This window comes from Streptomyces sp. NBC_00647 (genome assembly GCF_045207245.1).
GTDB lineage: Bacteria > Actinomycetota > Actinomycetes > Streptomycetales > Streptomycetaceae > Streptomyces.
Map to the genome: position 1 here is coordinate 2,482,721 of NZ_CP109040.1, position 17,261 is coordinate 2,499,981.

At 72.6% G+C, this 17,261-nt stretch carries 14 protein-coding genes; 3 read left to right on the forward strand and 11 right to left on the reverse strand.

Translation table 11 applies throughout. The annotated features are described in order from the left end of the window. Positions 1–211: 211 nt before the first annotated feature. From pheT to infC, 7 genes are all read right to left on the reverse strand, one after another. Positions 212–2,716 (reverse strand): phenylalanine--tRNA ligase subunit beta, encoded by a 2,505-nt coding sequence (pheT, locus tag OG788_RS10975; protein ID WP_406370422.1) that lies wholly within the window; start codon positions 2,714–2,716, stop codon positions 212–214. After that, positions 2,716–3,843, reverse strand: a complete 1,128-nt coding sequence (gene pheS, locus OG788_RS10980; RefSeq protein ID WP_406370423.1) for a phenylalanine--tRNA ligase subunit alpha — start codon at positions 3,841–3,843, stop codon at positions 2,716–2,718. The genes pheT and pheS overlap by 1 nt, the downstream gene beginning before the upstream one ends. 182 nt (positions 3,844–4,025) lie before the next feature. Then, a complete protein-coding gene (locus OG788_RS10985; protein ID WP_356749061.1) occupies positions 4,026–5,207 on the reverse strand; it encodes an ATP-binding protein in 1,182 nt (393 codons plus the stop codon). A 53-nt stretch (positions 5,208–5,260) separates the two neighbouring features. Beyond that, a complete protein-coding gene (locus OG788_RS10990; RefSeq protein WP_351541703.1) occupies positions 5,261–6,121 on the reverse strand; it encodes an RNA methyltransferase in 861 nt (286 codons plus the stop codon). A gap of 243 nt (positions 6,122–6,364) precedes the next feature. Then, a complete protein-coding gene (gene rplT, locus OG788_RS10995; protein WP_003970214.1) occupies positions 6,365–6,748 on the reverse strand; it encodes a 50S ribosomal protein L20 in 384 nt (127 codons plus the stop codon). A gap of 95 nt (positions 6,749–6,843) precedes the next feature. Continuing rightward, on the reverse strand, positions 6,844–7,038 hold the full coding sequence (rpmI, locus tag OG788_RS11000; RefSeq protein ID WP_006374321.1) for a 50S ribosomal protein L35: 195 nt from the start codon (positions 7,036–7,038) through the stop codon (positions 6,844–6,846). Between the two features lie 106 nt (positions 7,039–7,144). Further along, positions 7,145–7,861, reverse strand: coding sequence for a translation initiation factor IF-3 (infC, locus tag OG788_RS11005; protein ID WP_406376724.1), 717 nt, complete (start codon positions 7,859–7,861; stop codon positions 7,145–7,147). Between the two features lie 390 nt (positions 7,862–8,251). On the opposite strand from infC, the gene OG788_RS11010 reads away from it, so the two are divergent. Then, entirely contained in the window at positions 8,252–8,608 is a 357-nt protein-coding gene (locus tag OG788_RS11010; protein WP_356749057.1) for a DUF1844 domain-containing protein, read from the forward strand. 30 nt (positions 8,609–8,638) lie between these two features. On the opposite strand, the gene OG788_RS11015 is transcribed toward OG788_RS11010, so the two are convergent. Next, positions 8,639–9,370 carry an SseB family protein gene (locus OG788_RS11015; RefSeq protein ID WP_406370424.1) on the reverse strand — a complete coding sequence of 244 codons (732 nt, stop codon included), beginning with the start codon at positions 9,368–9,370 and terminating at the stop codon, positions 8,639–8,641. Between the two features lie 149 nt (positions 9,371–9,519). Between OG788_RS11015 and OG788_RS11020 the strand changes: the two genes are divergently transcribed. Further along, positions 9,520–10,488: a serine hydrolase gene (locus tag OG788_RS11020; RefSeq protein WP_406370425.1), complete on the forward strand. Its 969-nt coding sequence runs from the start codon at positions 9,520–9,522 to the stop codon at positions 10,486–10,488. 138 nt (positions 10,489–10,626) lie between these two features. On the opposite strand, the gene mycP is transcribed toward OG788_RS11020, so the two are convergent. Next, a complete protein-coding gene (mycP, locus tag OG788_RS11025) occupies positions 10,627–11,847 on the reverse strand; it encodes a type VII secretion-associated serine protease mycosin (RefSeq protein ID WP_406376725.1) in 1,221 nt (406 codons plus the stop codon). A gap of 95 nt (positions 11,848–11,942) precedes the next feature. After that, positions 11,943–12,833 (reverse strand): hypothetical protein, encoded by an 891-nt coding sequence (locus OG788_RS11030; RefSeq protein ID WP_406370427.1) that lies wholly within the window; start codon positions 12,831–12,833, stop codon positions 11,943–11,945. A 2,095-nt stretch (positions 12,834–14,928) separates the two neighbouring features. Between OG788_RS11030 and OG788_RS11035 the strand changes: the two genes are divergently transcribed. Beyond that, the gene (locus tag OG788_RS11035) at positions 14,929–16,131 is read left to right on the forward strand and encodes an amino acid deaminase/aldolase (RefSeq protein WP_356749047.1); all 1,203 of its coding nucleotides are present in this window, start codon (positions 14,929–14,931) and stop codon (positions 16,129–16,131) included. Between the two features lie 204 nt (positions 16,132–16,335). On the opposite strand, the gene OG788_RS11040 is transcribed toward OG788_RS11035, so the two are convergent. Continuing rightward, a complete protein-coding gene (locus OG788_RS11040) occupies positions 16,336–17,256 on the reverse strand; it encodes a DUF2510 domain-containing protein (protein ID WP_406370428.1) in 921 nt (306 codons plus the stop codon). Positions 17,257–17,261 lie beyond the last annotated feature (5 nt).

Sequence of the window (17,261 nt, forward strand, 5' to 3'; positions counted from 1 at the left end):
AGACCGGTCCGATTCTGTCGACCGCCCGGCCCGGCCGGGCCGGATCGCCCGGACATGTCACCCGAATGAGTGAGGTGTCTTCGGACGCGCGCATTTATGCAGGCAGGAGCCATGGAAGGCCTGGAAACGGGAGCGGGGAGCTGTGCGCCCGGCCACGGACATCCGCGGCCACCTGACGGCGCACAGCTCCCCGGCACAACCGGTGGAGCCCCTAGGCTCCGCGCAGCACGGCTCCCGTGCGCTCGGCGGCCAGGGCCACCGCCGCGTCGCGAGCCGCGGACGCCTCGTCGACCGTCAGCGTGCGGTCGGCGGCACGGAACCGCAGCGCGTAGGCGAGGGACTTCTTGTCCTCGCCGAGCTGCTCGCTCTCGTACTCGTCGAACAGCCGGATGGACTCGAGGAGTTCACCCGCGCCGTCGCGCAGCGCGGCTTCGACGTCCGTGTGCGGGACGGTCCTGTCGACGACCAGCGCGACGTCCTGCGTGGCGACCGGGAAGGTCGAGATCTTCGGGCCCTTGGGGTGGCCCGAGCTCGCCCGCTCCAGCACGTCCAGGTCCAGCTCCATCGCGCAGGTGCGCGCGGGCAGACCCAGCGTCTTCAGTACACCGGGGTGCAACTCACCGGCGTACCCGATGACCTGCTCGGCGCCGTCCACGAGAACCGCGAGCTCGGCACAGCGGCCCGGGTGCCACGGCCCGTACTGGCCGGAGCGGACGAGGAGTTCGGTCCCCGACTCGCGGGCCAGGGTGCGCGCGGCCTCGATCGCGTCGGCCCAGTCGGCCGGACGGCCCTTGCCCCACCAGCCGGCCTGCTCGCGTGCGCCCGCGAGGACGACGGCGGCGTGCCGGGGCTGGACGGGAAGCGCGGCGGTCAGGGACGCGACCTCCTCGTCGGTGGGACGGCGGTCGACGGGCAGCCGCCCGGCGACGCGCAGTTCCTCCTGCGGGTGGAAGACCAGGCCCGTCTCGAAGAGCGCCAGGTCGTGGCTGCCGCGGCCGTCGTTGCGGCGCAGGCTCTGGAGCAGACCCGGCAGCAGCGTCGTACGGAGCGCGGGCTCCTCGTCGGAGAGCGGGTTGACCAGCTTGACGACCTTGCGCTTCGGGTCGTCGTCGGCCAGGCCGAGCTGGTCGAAGACGTGCTCGCCGATGAACGGGTAGTTCAGCGCCTCCACGTATCCGGCACCGGCCAGCGCGCGGCCGATCCGGCGGTGCAGCCGCTGCCGGTCGGTGAGGCCGAGGCCCGCCGGGGGCTTGGGCAGCGTGGAGGGCAGGTTCTCGTAGCCCTCGAGCCGGATGACCTCTTCCGCGAGGTCGTTCGGGTCCGTCAGGTCGGGCCGCCAGGACGGCACGGTGACGATCAGCTCGTCCTGCCCGTAGACGTCGCAGCCGACCTGCTGGAGGCGGCGGACGACGATCTCGCGGCCGTAGTCGACACCGGCCACCTTGTCCGGGTGGTTCGCCGGGATGGTGATGGTGTGCGGCGCGGACGGCGCGATCACCTCGGTGACCCCGGCGTCGGCGGTGCCGCCCGCGAGGAGCACGAGCAGGTCGACGGTCCGCTGGGCCGCGGCGGACGCGGCCTGCGGGTCGACGCCGCGCTCGAAGCGCTTGGACGCCTCGGAGGCCAGCTTGTGACGGCGGGCCGTGCGCGCGATCGAGATCGCGTCGAAGTGCGCGGCCTCGATGACGACCTCGGTCGTGGTGCCCTCGGTGTCGTCGATCTCGGTGTGGGCGCCGCCCATGACTCCCGCGAGGCCGATGGGGCCGCGGTCGTCGGTGATCACCAGGTCCCCGGCGTCCAGCGTGCGCTTGACGCCGTCGAGGGTGGTGATCTTCTCGCCCTGCTCGGCCCGGCGCACACCGATCGTGCCCTGGACCCGGGTGCGGTCGTAGGCGTGCAGGGGCTGGCCGAGCTCGAGCATCACGTAGTTGGTGACGTCGACGGCGAGCGAGATCGGACGCATCCCGGCCTTCTGCAGCCGGCGCCGCAGCCAGATCGGGGAGTGGGCGTCGGGGTCGAGACCGGTCACCGTACGGGCGGTGAAGCGGTCGCAGCCCATCGGGTCGGAGACCTGCACCGGGTAGCCGAACGCGTTCGGGGCCGGCACGTCGAGCAGCGCGGGGTCGCGCAACGGCAGGCCGTACGCGATGGCGGCCTCGCGGGCCACGCCGCGCAGCGACAGGGCGTAGCCGCGGTCGGGCGTGACGGCGATGTCGAGGACCTCGTCGACGAGCTGGAGCAGCTCGATCGCGTCGGTACCGACCTCGATCTCGGGCGGCAGCACGATGATGCCGCCGCTGCCGTCGTCGCCCATGCCGAGCTCGTCGCCGGAGCAGATCATGCCGTGCGAGGTCTTGCCGTACGTCTTGCGCGCGGCGATCGCGAAGTTGCCGGGCAGGACGGCGCCGGGCAGCACCACGACGACCTTGTCGCCGACGGCGAAGTTGCGGGCGCCGCAGACGATCTCCTGGGGCTCACCGGTGCCGTTGGCGGTGCCGACGTCGACGGTGCAGAAGCGGATGGGCTTCTTGAACTCCGTCAGTTCCTCGATGGTGAGCACCTGGCCGACGACCAGGGGACCCTTGAGGTCGGCGCCGAGCGGCTCGACGGTCTCGACCTCGAGTCCGGCGGAAATGAGCTTGGCCTGGACGTCGCGCCCGGTCTCCGTCGCCGGCAGGTCGACGTACTCCCGCAGCCAAGAAAGCGGGACCCGCATCAGATCTCCATCCCGAACGGCCGGGTGAACCGGACGTCACCCTCGACCATGTCTCGCATGTCTTCTACGTTGTGACGGAACATCAGCATCCGCTCGATGCCGAACCCGAAGGCGAAGCCGCTGTACTTCTCCGGGTCCACGCCACAGGCGACCAGCACCCGCGGGTTGACCATGCCGCAGCCGCCGAGCTCGATCCAGCCCTCGGAGGAGCAGGTCCGGCAGGGGCGGTCGGGGTTGCCGACGGACTCGCCCTTGCAGACGTAGCAGAGCATGTCCATCTCGGCGGACGGCTCGGTGAAGGGGAAGTAGTTCGGGCGCAGCCGGGTCTTCATGTCCGAGCCGAAGAGCGACTGGACCATGTGGTCCAGAGTGCCCTTGAGGTCGGCCATGGTCAGGCCCTCGTCGACGGCCAGCAGCTCGATCTGGTGGAAGACCGGGGTGTGCGTGGCGTCGAGTTCGTCCGTGCGGTAGACGCGGCCGGGGCACACGACGTAGACGGGCGGCTCCCGGTCGAGCAGGGCGCGGGCCTGCACCGGCGAGGTGTGGGTGCGCAGCACGACACCGGACTCGTCGCCTTCGGTGCCCTGGGGGCCCTGGACGAAGAAGGTGTCCTGCATCTGCCGGGCCGGGTGGTCCGGGCCGAAGTTCAGGGCGTCGAAGTTGAACCACTCCGCCTCGACCTCGGGTCCCTCGGCGACCTCGTATCCCATGGACACGAAGACGTCCGCGACCCGCTCCATCATGGTGGTCAGCGGGTGCCGGGCGCCGGCCGGTACGCGGTCGTACGGCAGGGTGACGTCCACCGCCTCCTCGACGAGTACGCGGGCGTCGCGCTCGGCCTCCAGCTCGGTCTGGCGGGCGGCGAGGGCCTTGTTCACGGCTCCGCGGGCCTGGCCGACGAGCTTGCCGGCCGCTGCCTTGGCCTGCGGGGGCAGTGCGCCGATCTCGCGGTTGGCGAGGGCCAGCGGCGAGGTGCCGCCGGTGTGGGCGACCTTGGCCTCCTGGAGCGCGTCGAGGTCGCCGGCGGCCGCGAAGGCGGCGAGCGCCTCGTCCCGCATGCGCTCGATCTCTTCCGGTTTCAAGGCCTCGACCTCTACAGGGTCGTACGACTTATTAGGTGCCGACATCTCTTCCCGTGCTTCCGGTTGGCTGGCTGAGGGTCCCCGTCATCGACTCGGAGACGAATCGTCCGCAGATGAGAGGACGCAAAGGTGCCAAAGGCCGAGTCTAACGGGGGTGGGGGCCTGCCCAGGACTGGGCGTCCTCGCGGTGCTCCCGTGCGGATGCGCCCGTGGGGGCCGCTGCGGCGTTACAGAAGGTACGCCGGGGTGCCCACGGGCAACGTAAATCGGAACTCCGCGCCCCCGCCGGGGGCACGGCCGACCGTGATGGTGCCGCCGTGGGCTTCGACGATGCCCTTGACGATGTAGAGCCCGAGGCCGGTGCCGCCGCGCTTGCTGCCCCGCCAGAAGCGGGTGAAGACGCGGTTCATGGACTCCTCCGGGATTCCGGTGCCCTCGTCGCTCACGGTGACCGACGTGACGGCGTTCGCCGTGCCCTCGTCGTCCGGCCGCTCACGCGGGGAGACCGAGGGTGCCACGTCAATGGTGACGGTTCCCTCGCCGTGCCGCACCGCATTTTCGATCAGGTTGCTGAGCACCTGGTCGATCTTGTCGGGGTCGGCCCAGAGAGCGGGCAGGGGCTGCTCGATGCGCAGCAGGAAGCGGTCGGCGGGCTGGCCCGAGGCGACGTACGCCTGGATGTGCCGGCCGACGGCGGCTCCTATGTCGACGGGCTGGCGGCGCAGTTCGAGGCGCCCGGAGTCGATGCGGGAGATGTCGAGGAGCTCGGCGATGAGCCGCGTGACACGGTTCGCGTCGGCGTCGACGGTCTCCAGCATCAGCTTCTTCTGGTCGTCGGTGAAGCGTTCCCACTTGGCGAGCAGGGTCGCCGTGAAGCCTTTGACGGAGGTGAGCGGGGAGCGGAGCTCATGCGCGACCGTGGCGATCAGCTCGGCGTGGCTCCGCTCGGTGCGGCGGCGGGCCTCGGTGTCCCGCAGGGAGACGACGACCCGGCGGACCGGTCCGGTGGGCCGGGTCCGCACATAGCGCGCGGAGACGAGCACCTCGCGGCCGCCAGGGAGCAGCAGATTGCGCTCGGGCTGGCTGTTGCGGATGGCGAGACCGCCGTACGGGTCGGTCAGCTGCCACCACCGGCGGCCCTCCAGGTCCTCCAGGGGGAGCGCCGATTCGAGCCGGCGGCCGAGAGCCTCGGCCGCGGGGACCGCCGTGATCCGGGCGGCGGCGGCGTTGAAGCAGATCACCCGGCCGTGTTCGTCGGCGACGACGATTCCGTCGGGCAGGTCGTCGGGGTCGATGCCGAGCCCGGCTCCGGGGCCGTCTCCGTCGGTGTCATCGTGCCGGGACGCGGATGTGCCGCGCACGTCTCGTGCTCGTAGCGCGCTCTGCGCCCCGCCCGTGCCGACACTCATCCCCGTACCCCACCTCTCGTCTGACGCAGAGGGCCCCCGAGCCCGTCACCCTACTAGCTGCCGGTGACGGAGCGGCACCCTGTGGAGGCGCGCTGTGCACGGGCTGACGCGTAGAGACATACGGCCGCGGCCGTGGCGAGGTTCAGGCTCTCGGCCTTTCCGTGGATGGGAACGCGCACGACGGCATCGGCCAGCGCACGGGTTTCCTCCGGAAGCCCCCAGGCCTCGTTGCCGAACACCCAGGCGGTGGGTCCGCCCATGGTCCCCTTGTCGAGTTCGTCGTCGAGATCGTCCTCGCCCGCGCCGTCGGCGGCGAGGATGCGGACGCCCGCGTCCTTGAGTCCGGCCACGGCCTGCTCGACGGGCACACCGACGGCGACCGGCAGATGGAACAGGGACCCGACGGAGGCACGTACGGCCTTGGGGTTGTAGAGGTCCACGGAGGCGTCGGTGAGCACGACGGCCTCGGCGCCCGCGGCGTCCGCGCAGCGCAGCACGGTCCCGGCGTTCCCGGGGTCGCGGACGTGCGCGAGCACGGCGACGAGCTTGGGCCGGGCCTTGAGGATGTCCTCGAAGGGGGTGTCGAGGAAGCGGCAGATCCCTACGAGGCCCTGTGGGGTGACGGTGGTGGAGATGTCGGCGATGACCTGCTCTTCGGCGAGGTGCACGCGGGCGCCGGCGTCTCGGGCGTCGCCGACGATGTCGGCGTACCGCTCGGCGGCCTCGACGGTGGCGAACAGTTCCACGAGTGTGGCGGAGCCGTGGGCGCGGTGCGCCGCGGCCTCCCGGACGGCCTGCGGCCCCTCGGCGAGGAACAACCGCTCCTTGCCCCGGAAGTTCCGCCGGGCGAGCCGCCGGGCGGCGGCGACACGGGGGGAACGGGGCGAGATCAGCTCGGGGCTGGCGGGGGGCATGTTCTGGTTCACCTTCGATAGCTGGGGACGACTGCGACCCACTGGGGGCCGCGGGCCCGTGTCGATCTGCGGCTCCGCCGCGATGGGGGTCCCCCCTGTTCGAGCGGAGCCGAGAACTCGGGGGAGCGATCAGCCCCCGACGGCGGGCACCCGAACGGACAGCCTCAGGGGGCGTCAGCAGCAAAGGACCCGCAGGCGAAACCTGCGGGTCCTTCAGTCACGTCGGCTAGAGCCAGCGCAGCGTCACGCGGCCTTCGGCGCGTTGACGTCCGACGGCAGCGCCTTCTGCGCGACCTCGACGAGCGCGGCGAACGCGTTGGCGTCGTTGACGGCCAGCTCCGCGAGGATCTTGCGGTCCACCTCGATGTTGGCGGCCTTCAGACCCTGGATGAGGCGGTTGTACGTCATGCCGTTCTGGCGGGCCGCAGCGTTGATGCGCTGGATCCACAGCTGACGGAAGTCGCCCTTGCGCTTCTTGCGGTCGTTGTAGTTGTAGACCAGAGAGTGGGTGACCTGCTCCTTGGCCTTGCGGTACAGGCGCGAACGCTGACCGCGGTAGCCGGAGGCCGCCTCGAGGATCGCCCGGCGCTTCTTGTGGGCGTTGACTGCCCGCTTGACGCGTGCCACTTTTTAACTCCTTGTAGCGGGGCCGTGGTTGGACTCACACGACCCGAAATCGATGGGGTCCCGGTTCAGACGTGCGGCGCCGAGGCGCCGGTACGTCACTTGCCGAGAAGCTTCTTGATCTTCGCGGCGTCGCCCGGGGCCATCTCGGCGGTGCCGGTGAGACGACGGGTCACGCGGGACGACTTGTGCTCGAGCAGGTGGCGCTTGCCGGCGCGCTCACGGAGCACCTTGCCGGAGCCGGTGATCTTGAAGCGCTTGCTGGCACCGCTGTGCGACTTGTTCTTCGGCATAGCGCCGTTCTCTCCTCGTCAGTGGCGTTCCGGTGCCCGGTCGCTGGACCGGGCACGGTGGAACGTCATATGTATGGATTGACATCCCGGGGCATGCGCCCTGGGATCAGGCCTCGGCGGATGCCTCGGCCGGGGCCTCGGCGGACTCGGCCTCGGCGGTCTCGCCCTCGACGACGTCGCCCTCGGCGATGTCGTCATCGGCGGCGTTCTGCGAACGACCGGGGTTGGCCTTCGCTTCTGCCTTGCGAGCCGCCTGAGCCTCACGGGCTTCGGCCATCGCCTCGGTCTTCTTCTTGTGCGGACCGAGAACCATGATCATGTTTCGGCCGTCCTGCTTCGGGTTCGACTCGATGAACCCGAGGTCCTCGACGTCCGTGGCAAGACGCTGCAGCAGTCGGTAGCCGAGCTCCGGCCGGGACTGCTCGCGACCACGGAACATGATCGTGATCTTGACCTTGTCGCCCTGCTTGAGGAACCGGACGACGTGACCCTTTTTGGTGTCGTAGTCGTGCGGGTCGATCTTCGGCCGGAGCTTCATTTCCTTGATGACCGTGTGCGCCTGGTTCTTGCGCGCCTCACGGGCCTTCATGGCCGACTCGTACTTGAACTTGCCGTAGTCCATGAGCTTGCAGACCGGCGGGCGTGCGCTCGCGGCCACCTCGACCAGGTCGAGGTCGTACTCCTGAGCAAGCTCCAGGGCCTTGGCAAGCGGAACAATCCCGACCTGCTCGCCGCTGGGACCGACAAGTCGCACTTCGGGAACGCGAATCCGGTCGTTGATGCGGGGCTCGGTGCTGATGGATCCTCCTCGGTAGCACCACACGACGGTCTGGCGGACCGCCGCGTATGTCTCTGATGACAGTGGACCAACCACCGTGGCACATGAAAAATGCCCCGGACGGGACACAGGCGGGGCTCCATGGCTAACCGGAGCACCGCCGCAGTCAACCGCGGGGCGCACATTCGGGCGACTCCACCGTCCGTACGGAACGGTGGTGGCCACCTGACCGGATGACCCGCCGTCCCGGAGGACAGTCGGGTGGGAGATCGGAGCCTCCACTTGTGGGCCGAGCACATACGTGTCCGGCCGGTCGTTACACAAGGTTAGCAGTTCCGCCGGGTACGCGCTAACCGGCGGCCTTCCCGCCGTCTCCCACCCGGCGGGAGGCTCCCGCGGACGGGGGCGCGCGCGCCGGGGCCTATCGTGGGAGGCATGAGTGACACCCCTCCCCAGAACCCCGACTACGACACCATGACCCGCGACATCGCCGAGGTCCCCGCGGTCGAGGTCATCGTGACGGTCGCCGTCAACCTGATGAGCGCCGCCGCCGTGAAGCTCGGTCTCACCGAGGAGGGCGACGAGCACAAGGACCTGGACGAGGCGCGCAAGCTGGTCACCGCGCTGGCCGGGCTGCTCGACGCGAGCACGACCGAGATCAGCTCCTTCCACGCGGCGCCGCTGCGCGACGGCCTGAAGTCGCTCCAGCTGGCCTTCCGCGAGGCGTCCCTCGTCCCCGACGAGCCGGGCCAGGGCCCGGGCGAGAAGTACACGGGCCCCATCTACGGCTGACCCGCGTCCGCACCTCGCAGGGACGCGGACCTACCCGCGTACGTACAGGGGCTCGCCCGGTGGCGTCGCCTCGGCCGGCAGCAGTGCCAGGTCGAGGCCGCGCACCAGGCGGGCCCTCAGTGTTTCGTCGGCCGCGAGACGCTCGGCCACCGCGCGAGCGGCCTCGGCGGGAGCGGCCGACGGGTCGAGCACGAGGGCGAGGGTGCCGTCCGCCCGGCCGGGGCCGAGATGGGCGCGGACCACCAGGGGCTCGGCGGCGACCGCGGCCCGTACCGCCTCGACCACGGCGGGATCGGCCAGCGGGTCGGCGGTCGTACGCCCCTCGGCGAGCGCCAGCAGGGCGGAGCCCGTCAGCTCGTAGGACACGGGACCGGCCAGGTCCAGCACGATCGTGTCGGCCCTCTCGTGCGCCGCGGCCTCCAGGACCTGGATCAGGCGTACGGCGACGGGGCGGGCCTCGGGGTCCCAGCGGGCCAGCGCGTCGGTGGACGTGAAGGCGGGCAGGGCCGTGCGGTTCCCGGCCTTGAGCGTGGGCACCGCCATGTCGCTGCTCTTCTCGCGGCGCAGCCCGTTCTCGTCCTCCTCGACCTCGCCGAGGATGGCCACGACCGGCACGAGCAGCCGGGCGCCCCGGAGTGCCTCCAATACCGGCGGCACGGCGGTGCGGTCCGCGGACCACGCGGCGAGCGCGGCGCTCAGCCCGGGGTCGGCGGAACCGTCGTCGTCGGAGAAGCCGGAGTCGGGAATGTTCTTGTTCGCCACGGTCCCCGACCCTATCGGGGGGATGCTGCTGCGCTTGTGCGGCCCCTGAAACCCGGCGTTGACGGGATTCATCAGTTTCTCAGTCTTCCCTGACACACCTCTAACACGCGTCTAACCGCGGGCACAGCCCGGAGGTCCAGCATCGCGGGATGGACCGTCACAGAGCACGCGGGCGCCGCGCCCGGCCCTCCCGACGCAAGCCACTCCTCTACACCGCCGTTGCCTCCGCCGTCCTCGTCGGCGCCACCGCGACCGGGGCCGTGTACGTGAAGGCCCAGGCGCACGACGGCCCGGGCGCCGTATCGTCGGCGGCGGCGTCGGCATCGCCGTCTTCGTCGCCGACCGTGACCGAGGAGGCTTCGGTGGAACCTGTGGCGGAGCCCGCCGTGGACCGGGACGCACTGCTCGCGAAGGCGATGAAGGCGGTGACGGTGGCGGCCGGAGCGAAGGCCTCGGTCGCCGTCCTCGACCTCGACTCCGGTGCGAGCGCCGCGTACGGCGACGCCGCCTTCGACACCGCGAGCATCGTGAAGGTGAACATCCTGGCCGCGCTGCTGCTCCAGGCGCAGGACGCGGACCGGCACCTCACCGCGCAGGAGAAGACGTACGCCACCGCGATGATCGAGAACAGCGACAACGCGTCGGCGACCGCGCTCTGGAAGGCGATCGGCCGGGCCGACGGCCTGGGCACCGCGAACAAGCGCTTCGGTCTGACGGACACGGAGGGCGGCGACGGTGAGCTGTGGGGGCTGACCCAGACCACGGCGAGCGACCAACTGATCCTGCTGCGCCAGGTGTTCGGTGACGAGGACTCGGAACTCAGCGAGAGCTCCCGGTCCTATCTCCAGAGGCTGATGGGTGAGATCGCGACCGGCCAGCACTGGGGAGTGTCTGCCGCGGCGGACGGTTCTCAATGGGCTCTGAAGAACGGGTGGTTGGCGCGCAGCACGACCGGGTTGTGGGACATCAACAGCATCGGGCGGGTCTCGGCCGACGGCCACGCCTATCTGGTGGCGGCGCTGTCGAACGGCAACTCCACACAGGCGAAAGGCATTTCGCTGGTGGAAGCGGTGTCGAAGGCCGCGCTGTCCGCCTTCCAGGACACAGCCGAGGACTGACACGGACGGGACCGTCCGGACCGACTGGACGTGTACGTCGGCCGGGGCGATGACGCGGGTCCAGGCCCGATGGAGACAAGGCCCCGGGTCGGTGGACTTCCGGCTGCCCGGCTGTGATCGGCGCGCGGAGTGCGGCGCCTAGGAACGGCCGAACAGGCGCGGGACTCTGCGACCGCGCCACAGGACCACCGAGGTGCCCAGCAGGGCCAGGCCCAGGGCGCCCGCGAGGGGGCCGGCCCAGTCGGCTGAACTGCCGCCGTCGTCGGGGGCGTCGGGGCCTGGGCCGAAGTACTTCTGGCCGTACGCCGCCGACTTGAGGCCTTCCGGCTTGAGCCGCCCGCCCGCCTCGATGGCGGCGGCGGGGTCGACGAAGCCGAAGCCGCGGGAGTCGTCACGCCCCCCGGAGGGAACGTTGCGGGCGGTGTCCTCGAGGAGCTGCTTGATCTGGGCCGGGGACAGGCCCGGGTGGGCCGCCTTGACGAGCGCGACCGCGCCGGAGACGAACGCGGACGCCGCGCTGGTGCCCCAGCCTTCGTAGTACCGGTCGTCCGGGTCGGCGATGACGACATCGACGCCCGGCGCGCTGACGGTGGCGTACCAGCGGCGGGTGGAGAAGGAGGCGCGGGTTCCGTAGCGGTCGACGGCGGTCGCCGCGATCACGCCGGGGTAGGCGGCCGGGTAGGAGATGTGGTCGCCCTTCTCCCCGCCGTTGCCGGCCGAGGCGACGACGACGGCGCCCTTCTTCAGCGCGTACTGGACGGCTTCGTCCTCGGCGGGCTCGGGGTGGGCGGACTTGGAGTCGTCGCCGAGCGAGAGGTTGATGACGTCGGCGCCGTGGTCGGTGGCCCAGCGGATGCCCTCGGCCAGCGCGTTGCCCCGGGTGTTGCGGGCCTTCGAGCGGGCCGAGTCGCCGTCCTCGAGGATGACGCGGACGGGCAGGACCTTCGCCTCCGGGGCGATGCCCATGACGCCGTCGGCGTCACCCGTTCCGTGGCCGTGCCCGGCGATGATGCCGGCCATGGCGGTGCCGTGCCGGGCCCAGGCCCGGTCGCCACGGCTCGCGCCGAAACCGACCATGTCCTTCCCGGCGAGCACGTTGCCCGCGAGGTCCGGGTGCCGGGCGTCGACGCCGGTGTCCAGGACGGCGACGGTGATGCCCTTGCCCTTGGTCGTCCGCCACGCCTGCTGCGTGTGCATCGCGTCGAGGCCCCACTGCTGCGCGCGGATGCCGTCGGCGTGCGCGGCGGTCGAGGGCACCAGGGCGAGGGAGGCGGCGAGGACGGCGCCGAGGACGCCGGATCTGCGGGAGAGGCGGGGCCGACGGACCGCCAGGGCCGCGCGGACGCGCTTCCCCGGCATCGCGCGCCGGCCGGCCGCGGCGGTCCCGCCGGTCGTCCCGGTCCCGCCGGTCGTGCCGGTCTGACGAATGCGGCCGACGGGGCCGTCCGTGCGGGTCATGACGGCTTCTCCGTGGCCGAGGTGACGGTCTTGCGGAGGCTTCGCTCCACCCGGTCGGCGAGTCCCCGCGCCTCATGGCCGAGGCCCGCCTGGGCCACGGCCGCGGTCGAGTCCGCTTTCATGGCCTCGGCGGCGGGCTGCGGGGTGGCGACCGTGCGCCCGTCCGCGAACCCGGAGACGGCGTACACGACGACGGGGGCGTCCGTGAGGACCGACTCGGTCCAGGAGGCGCGCTGAGCCTTGCCGAAGTCCTCGGCGGCGGTGCCCTTCGCCGCGTACGGGCGGGGCATCAGGTCGGTGCGCCGGTCCAGGCCCTCCTTGCGGAAGCGGGCCTTCAGCGAGGTCATGGCCGCCTTGTCCGCCTTGGTGAACAGCAGGCCGACGGTGGTGACATGGCTCCGGGTCGCGTCCACGTAGGTGGCGCGCAGCAGCCGCAGGCAGCCGACGGGGGCGAGGGCCTGGCGCAGCAGCGGGTCGAAGGCGTTCTTGCAGCCGGTGTCCGGGGCGACGGCGATCCGCGTCCAGGTGCGGTCGGAGCCGCCGGGGCCCGCCCCGTCGCCCCGCACGGTCGGCGGGAAGAGCCGGTCCACGGGCACGTTGTGCCAGAGTTCTCCCGCCGCCGCGAAGGCGCCGCGCGAACCGGGTTCGTCCGTGTCGTCCCCGGTGAGCCAACTCCCGGTCACCGCACCGCCGATGAGCCCGAGCCCGAGCACGACACAGGCCGCGGCGGTCAGGGCGCGGGGCCGGGCCCGGCCCCGGAACGGACGCACGCGCGCGGTGTCCTCGCGGTACGTCTCGGGCTCCGCGAACGACACGAAGGGGCGCTCGACGCCCGAAACACCGTCCCGGGGGGCCGGAGCGAACGGGGGCGTGGCCCCGGAAGACACCGGGGGCTCCTCGCCCCGGCCGGTCCGCAGCCCCCGCGTCGTCTCCGTGAGCCGCTCCCCGGAAACGGGGGCATGCCCGGCCGCTCCGGACGCCGACGCCACAGTGCGCGGGGGCTCGGACGGGTGCGGGGGTTCGGAAGGGCGCAGGGGTTCAGGGGAACGCAGGCGCTCGGACGGAAGCGGAGGCCCGGACGGACGCAGGGGCTCTGAAGGGCGCGGGGGCTCGGACGGGCGCAGGGGCTCTGAAGGGCGCGGGGTTTCCAGCGGGGTTCCCAAGGGATGCGGAGGCTCGGAGGAACGCTGGCGCTCGGACGGGCGCGGGGGGCCGGAGGGATGCGAGGGGCCGGACGGATGCCCTGGGCCGGGGCCGCGTGCGGGACTCGACTCGCGCTCCGGCGCAGCGGGGTGCGGCAACCGGGCAGGGCGCTGCCCGGGGCGGGGCGTCCCGCCCGGCTGCGACGACCCGGCGTGCGGTGCACCACCGGGACGCGCCGGCTCGGCGGAAGCGGAAGCGGGCGGCGCGTCCGGGAAGCGTGCGGAGGCCGCGGGGGGCGGCGGAGCCGTCGACCCCGGCCGTCCCTCGGGACGGAGCCGGGGGAAGCGTCGGGTCTCCGGCCGGGACGCCGACGCCGGAGCCTGCGGAGCGGTGTCCGACGCGGGGCGCTCCGAGGCCGCCGACGGCGAGACCGGGCGCCCCGAAGGGGGTGCCGTCGCGGAGTCCTGGCGGACGGCTTCCGACGTGGGGTGCCGCGCGGTGACCGGTGCCGTCGGGCGCTGCGCGGCGGACGGCGCGGCGCCGGCCGAGGCAGACCCCGGTGTACCGGGCGCGGCGGAACCCGGGACGCCGGACGAGGCGGACCCCGGCCTGCCGGGCGAACCAGACGGCGGCGCACCGGCCGAAGCCGACCTCGGCGCACCGGCCGAAGCAGACCTCGGCGCACCGGCCGAAGCAGACCTCGGCAATCCAGAAGAGACGGAACCCGGCACTCCGGACGAGGTGGAGCCCGGTACACCGGAGGACCCGGAACTCGGCGTGCCGGTCGAGGCGGACGTCGGTCTGCCCGGTGAGGCAGACGTGAGCCGACCGGGCGCGGCGGACGCGGGTGCGCCGGAAGGGTCCGACGTGGGCGGGCCGAACGAGGCAGGCGCGGAGGTGCCGGGCGGGGTGGGCGGAGCGGACGTCGGAGTGGCGGCCGTGCCGGATGCCTCGTCCGTTTCCGCCGAGGTGTCGAAGAAGTCGAAGGAAGGCGGCGGCGACGGCACCCGCGAGGCCCGCACGGTTCCCGACGCGGAACCCGGAGGAGAGGTCGGCGCGGCGGCGGAAGCCTGTGCGGAACCGCCGTCGGATGATCGCGACCCGCGTCCGCCCGCGGACCGTCCGCTCGCCGAACCGGGCCACTCCCGCGCCGACGGGGGCCCGACGGGCTGGGGCGGCACCGACGGAGCCTCCGCACGGGGCGGGCTCGCGGGGCGCGGCGGGACCAGCGGAGCGCGGTGGGGCGCGGGGCGCCCGGACCGGGACGAAGCCGCCTGTCCGGGAGACGAGAGGGGCTCGAACGAGGACTCGAAGGGCGGTTCGGCGGACCAGTCCTCCCCCGCCGACAGCCGCGGCTCGGGCGACCGGGCCGGTATCGACCGAGCCGTCCCGGCGAGCGGAGTCGTCCCGGCGGGCGGGTTCGTGGGAGCCGGTGGCATCGACGGGGTCGGCGGGCTCGCGGGATGCGGCGGGTTCGCCGGAGGGGGCGGGGTCTGCAACGTCGGCGGGGTCTCGGCCGGTGGGGTGCCGGGGCGCGGGGGAATCGAGGCGCGCCGCGCTTCCGTACCCATGCACCCCCCGTTTCCTCGTACCGGGCTGTCGGCAGCCGCGGAACTCGGCGAACCGTTTCGTGCGCGGAAGGGACCCGCCACGGGCACGCATACCCGCACCGGTGGACCGCCACCCCGGGCAGGGCCCGCCGGGGCAAGGTCGTTCCTCCCTGCGTCCGCGTCACTCTACGGGTTGACGCGCGTCCGGCGGGAACCAGTCCGGAGCCCGGGGGCATCTGCCCGGAACGTCCCCCTACCCTGCGGTAATCGAGTCTGGCAGGCTTCGGTCATGACTGCCCGTGCCGCCGACAGGGCCCGCTACGACCGGGCCACCGCTCACCTCGACGCCCCCGTCGCGATCGTGGACCTGGAGGCTTTCGACGCGAACGCCGACGACCTCGTCCGCAGGGCCGGCGGCAAGCCGATCCGGGTCGCCAGCAAGTCCGTCCGCTGCCGCACCCTCCTGGAACGCGTCCTGGACCGGGACGGCTTCGCGGGGATCATGTCCTTCACGCTGGCCGAGTCGCTGTGGCTGGCCAGGTCGGGTTTCGACGACGTCCTGCTCGCCTATCCGTCGGCCGACCGCAAGGGCTACGCCGAGCTGACCGGCGACCCCAAGCTCGCCGCCGCGGTCACCGTCATGGTCGACGACCCGGCGCAACTGCGTCTCATCGACGAGGCGCGCCAGGGTGGCACCGAAGTCGTGCGGGTCTGCCTGGAGCTGGACACCTCGCTCAAACTGTTCGGCGGCCGGGTCCGGGTCGGCGCGCTGCGTTCGCCGCTTCACTCCCCCGCCCAGGTGGCGGAGATGGCGCGGGCCGTCAAGCGCGCGCCGGGCTTCAAGCTGGTGGGGATCATGGCGTACGAGGGCCACATCGCGGGCGTCGGCGACGCGATCGCGGGGCGGCCGCTGCGCTCGCGCGCCGTGCGGCTGATGCAGGCCACGGCCCGCAAGGAGCTCGTCCAGCGGCGCGCTGAGGTCGTCCGGGCGGTACGGGCGATCGAGCCGGACCTCGAGTTCGTCAACGGCGGCGGCACCGGCAGTGTCCAGCACACGGCGGCCGAGGACGCGGTGACCGAGATCGCGGCCGGTTCGGGGCTCTATGTGCCGAGGCTCTTCGACAACTACACGTCGTTCAGCGGACGTCCGGCCGCGCTGTTCGCCCAGCCGGTCGTGCGTCGGCCGGGCGTGGGTGTGGTGACCGTGCTGGGCGGCGGATACCCGGCGTCGGGCGCCCCGGGCCCGGACCGGCTGCCCGTCCCGTATCTGCCGGAGGGGCTGGCGTACGACCCCCAGGAAGGTCCCGGCGAGGTGCAGACCCCGCTGCTCGGCGCCCCGGCGGACGATCTGCTCATCGGCGACAAGGTGTGGTTCCGGCACGCCAAGGCCGGTGAGCTGTGCGAGCGGTTCGACACCCTCCACCTGGTCGAGGGCGACTCGGTCACGGCCACCGTCCCGACGTATCGCGGTGAGGGCCACACCTTCCTCTGACCCGGTGGAGGCCGCATCTTCCTCTGGCCGGTGGAGGCCGCACCTCCCCCTGCTCCGGTGAGGGCCGCACCTCTCCCCTGCCCCGGTGAGGGCCGCTCCCTCCGCCGATCCCGTGCGGGCCGCCCTCCGCTGATCATCTGAGAGCGGCCCGCTCCGCGTACCCCCGTGTCCGGGGCGGTGGCCGGCCGGCAGCACCGTCACGGTTCACTTCGACGGGCCGATGCTGCTGCCCACACCGCTGTCGCCGTCCTCGTCGCCGACCGACCGGATCCCCTTGGTGATCCGGTCCATGTCGGAGAGCGGGGGCCCGTCGGCACCGGCGTCGAAGGCGAACCGGACGATGACCAGGGACTCCGAGCCCACACTGGACGGGAAGGCCAGCGACTCGACGTAACCCCCGGGCCCCACACCGGTCTTGACCTTCCAGCGCACGAAGTAGCCGGCGCGCCCGGCGACGGCGACCGAGCCGGCCTTCACCAGCCGGTGGGACGTGATGCCCCGGAAGGGACGGCTGTCGACGAGGTCGTGTTCGTACGCGCTGTCGGCGGCGTCCTCGATGTCCCCCTCGGCGAGGGCCTTCGGAGACGTCTCGTCGGTGGCCGTGGCGGTGCGCGAGACGACCCGGCCGTGCCGGCACAGACCGGGGTCGCCCGGGCAGTCGTAGGTGCCCGGGGTCGTCATCACCGTGTCGTGGTCGGCGACGTACTTCGGTCGTTCCCAGCCGTCGAGCAGCGGGAAGGTGATGCCGTTGAGTTCGTCCACGACGACGGACGGGTCGCCGGCCGAGGGCGAGGAGCCCGAGGGCGAGGGCGACGGGCTGCCGGCGTCCGTGGGAGACGCGACGGCCGGTGTGGTCTGTGCCGCGGCCTCTTCGCCGCCGCCGTCGTCGCGCAGCAGCACGGCGCCCGTGACGATCGCGGCGACGAGAACGGCGGCGGCGGTCACGAGCGCCACGGCCCTGGCCCGCCCGGAGCCGCCGGCTCCGGGCGACTCCGGCTGCGTCAGGGGCTGTTGGGGGACCTCGGGCTGGCGCCGGTGGTCGGTCCAGGTGGTCCCGTCCCACCAGCGCTCGACGAGCGGGTACGACGGGTCGCGGTACCAGCCGGGCGGAGGCGTCATGCTCATCCCAG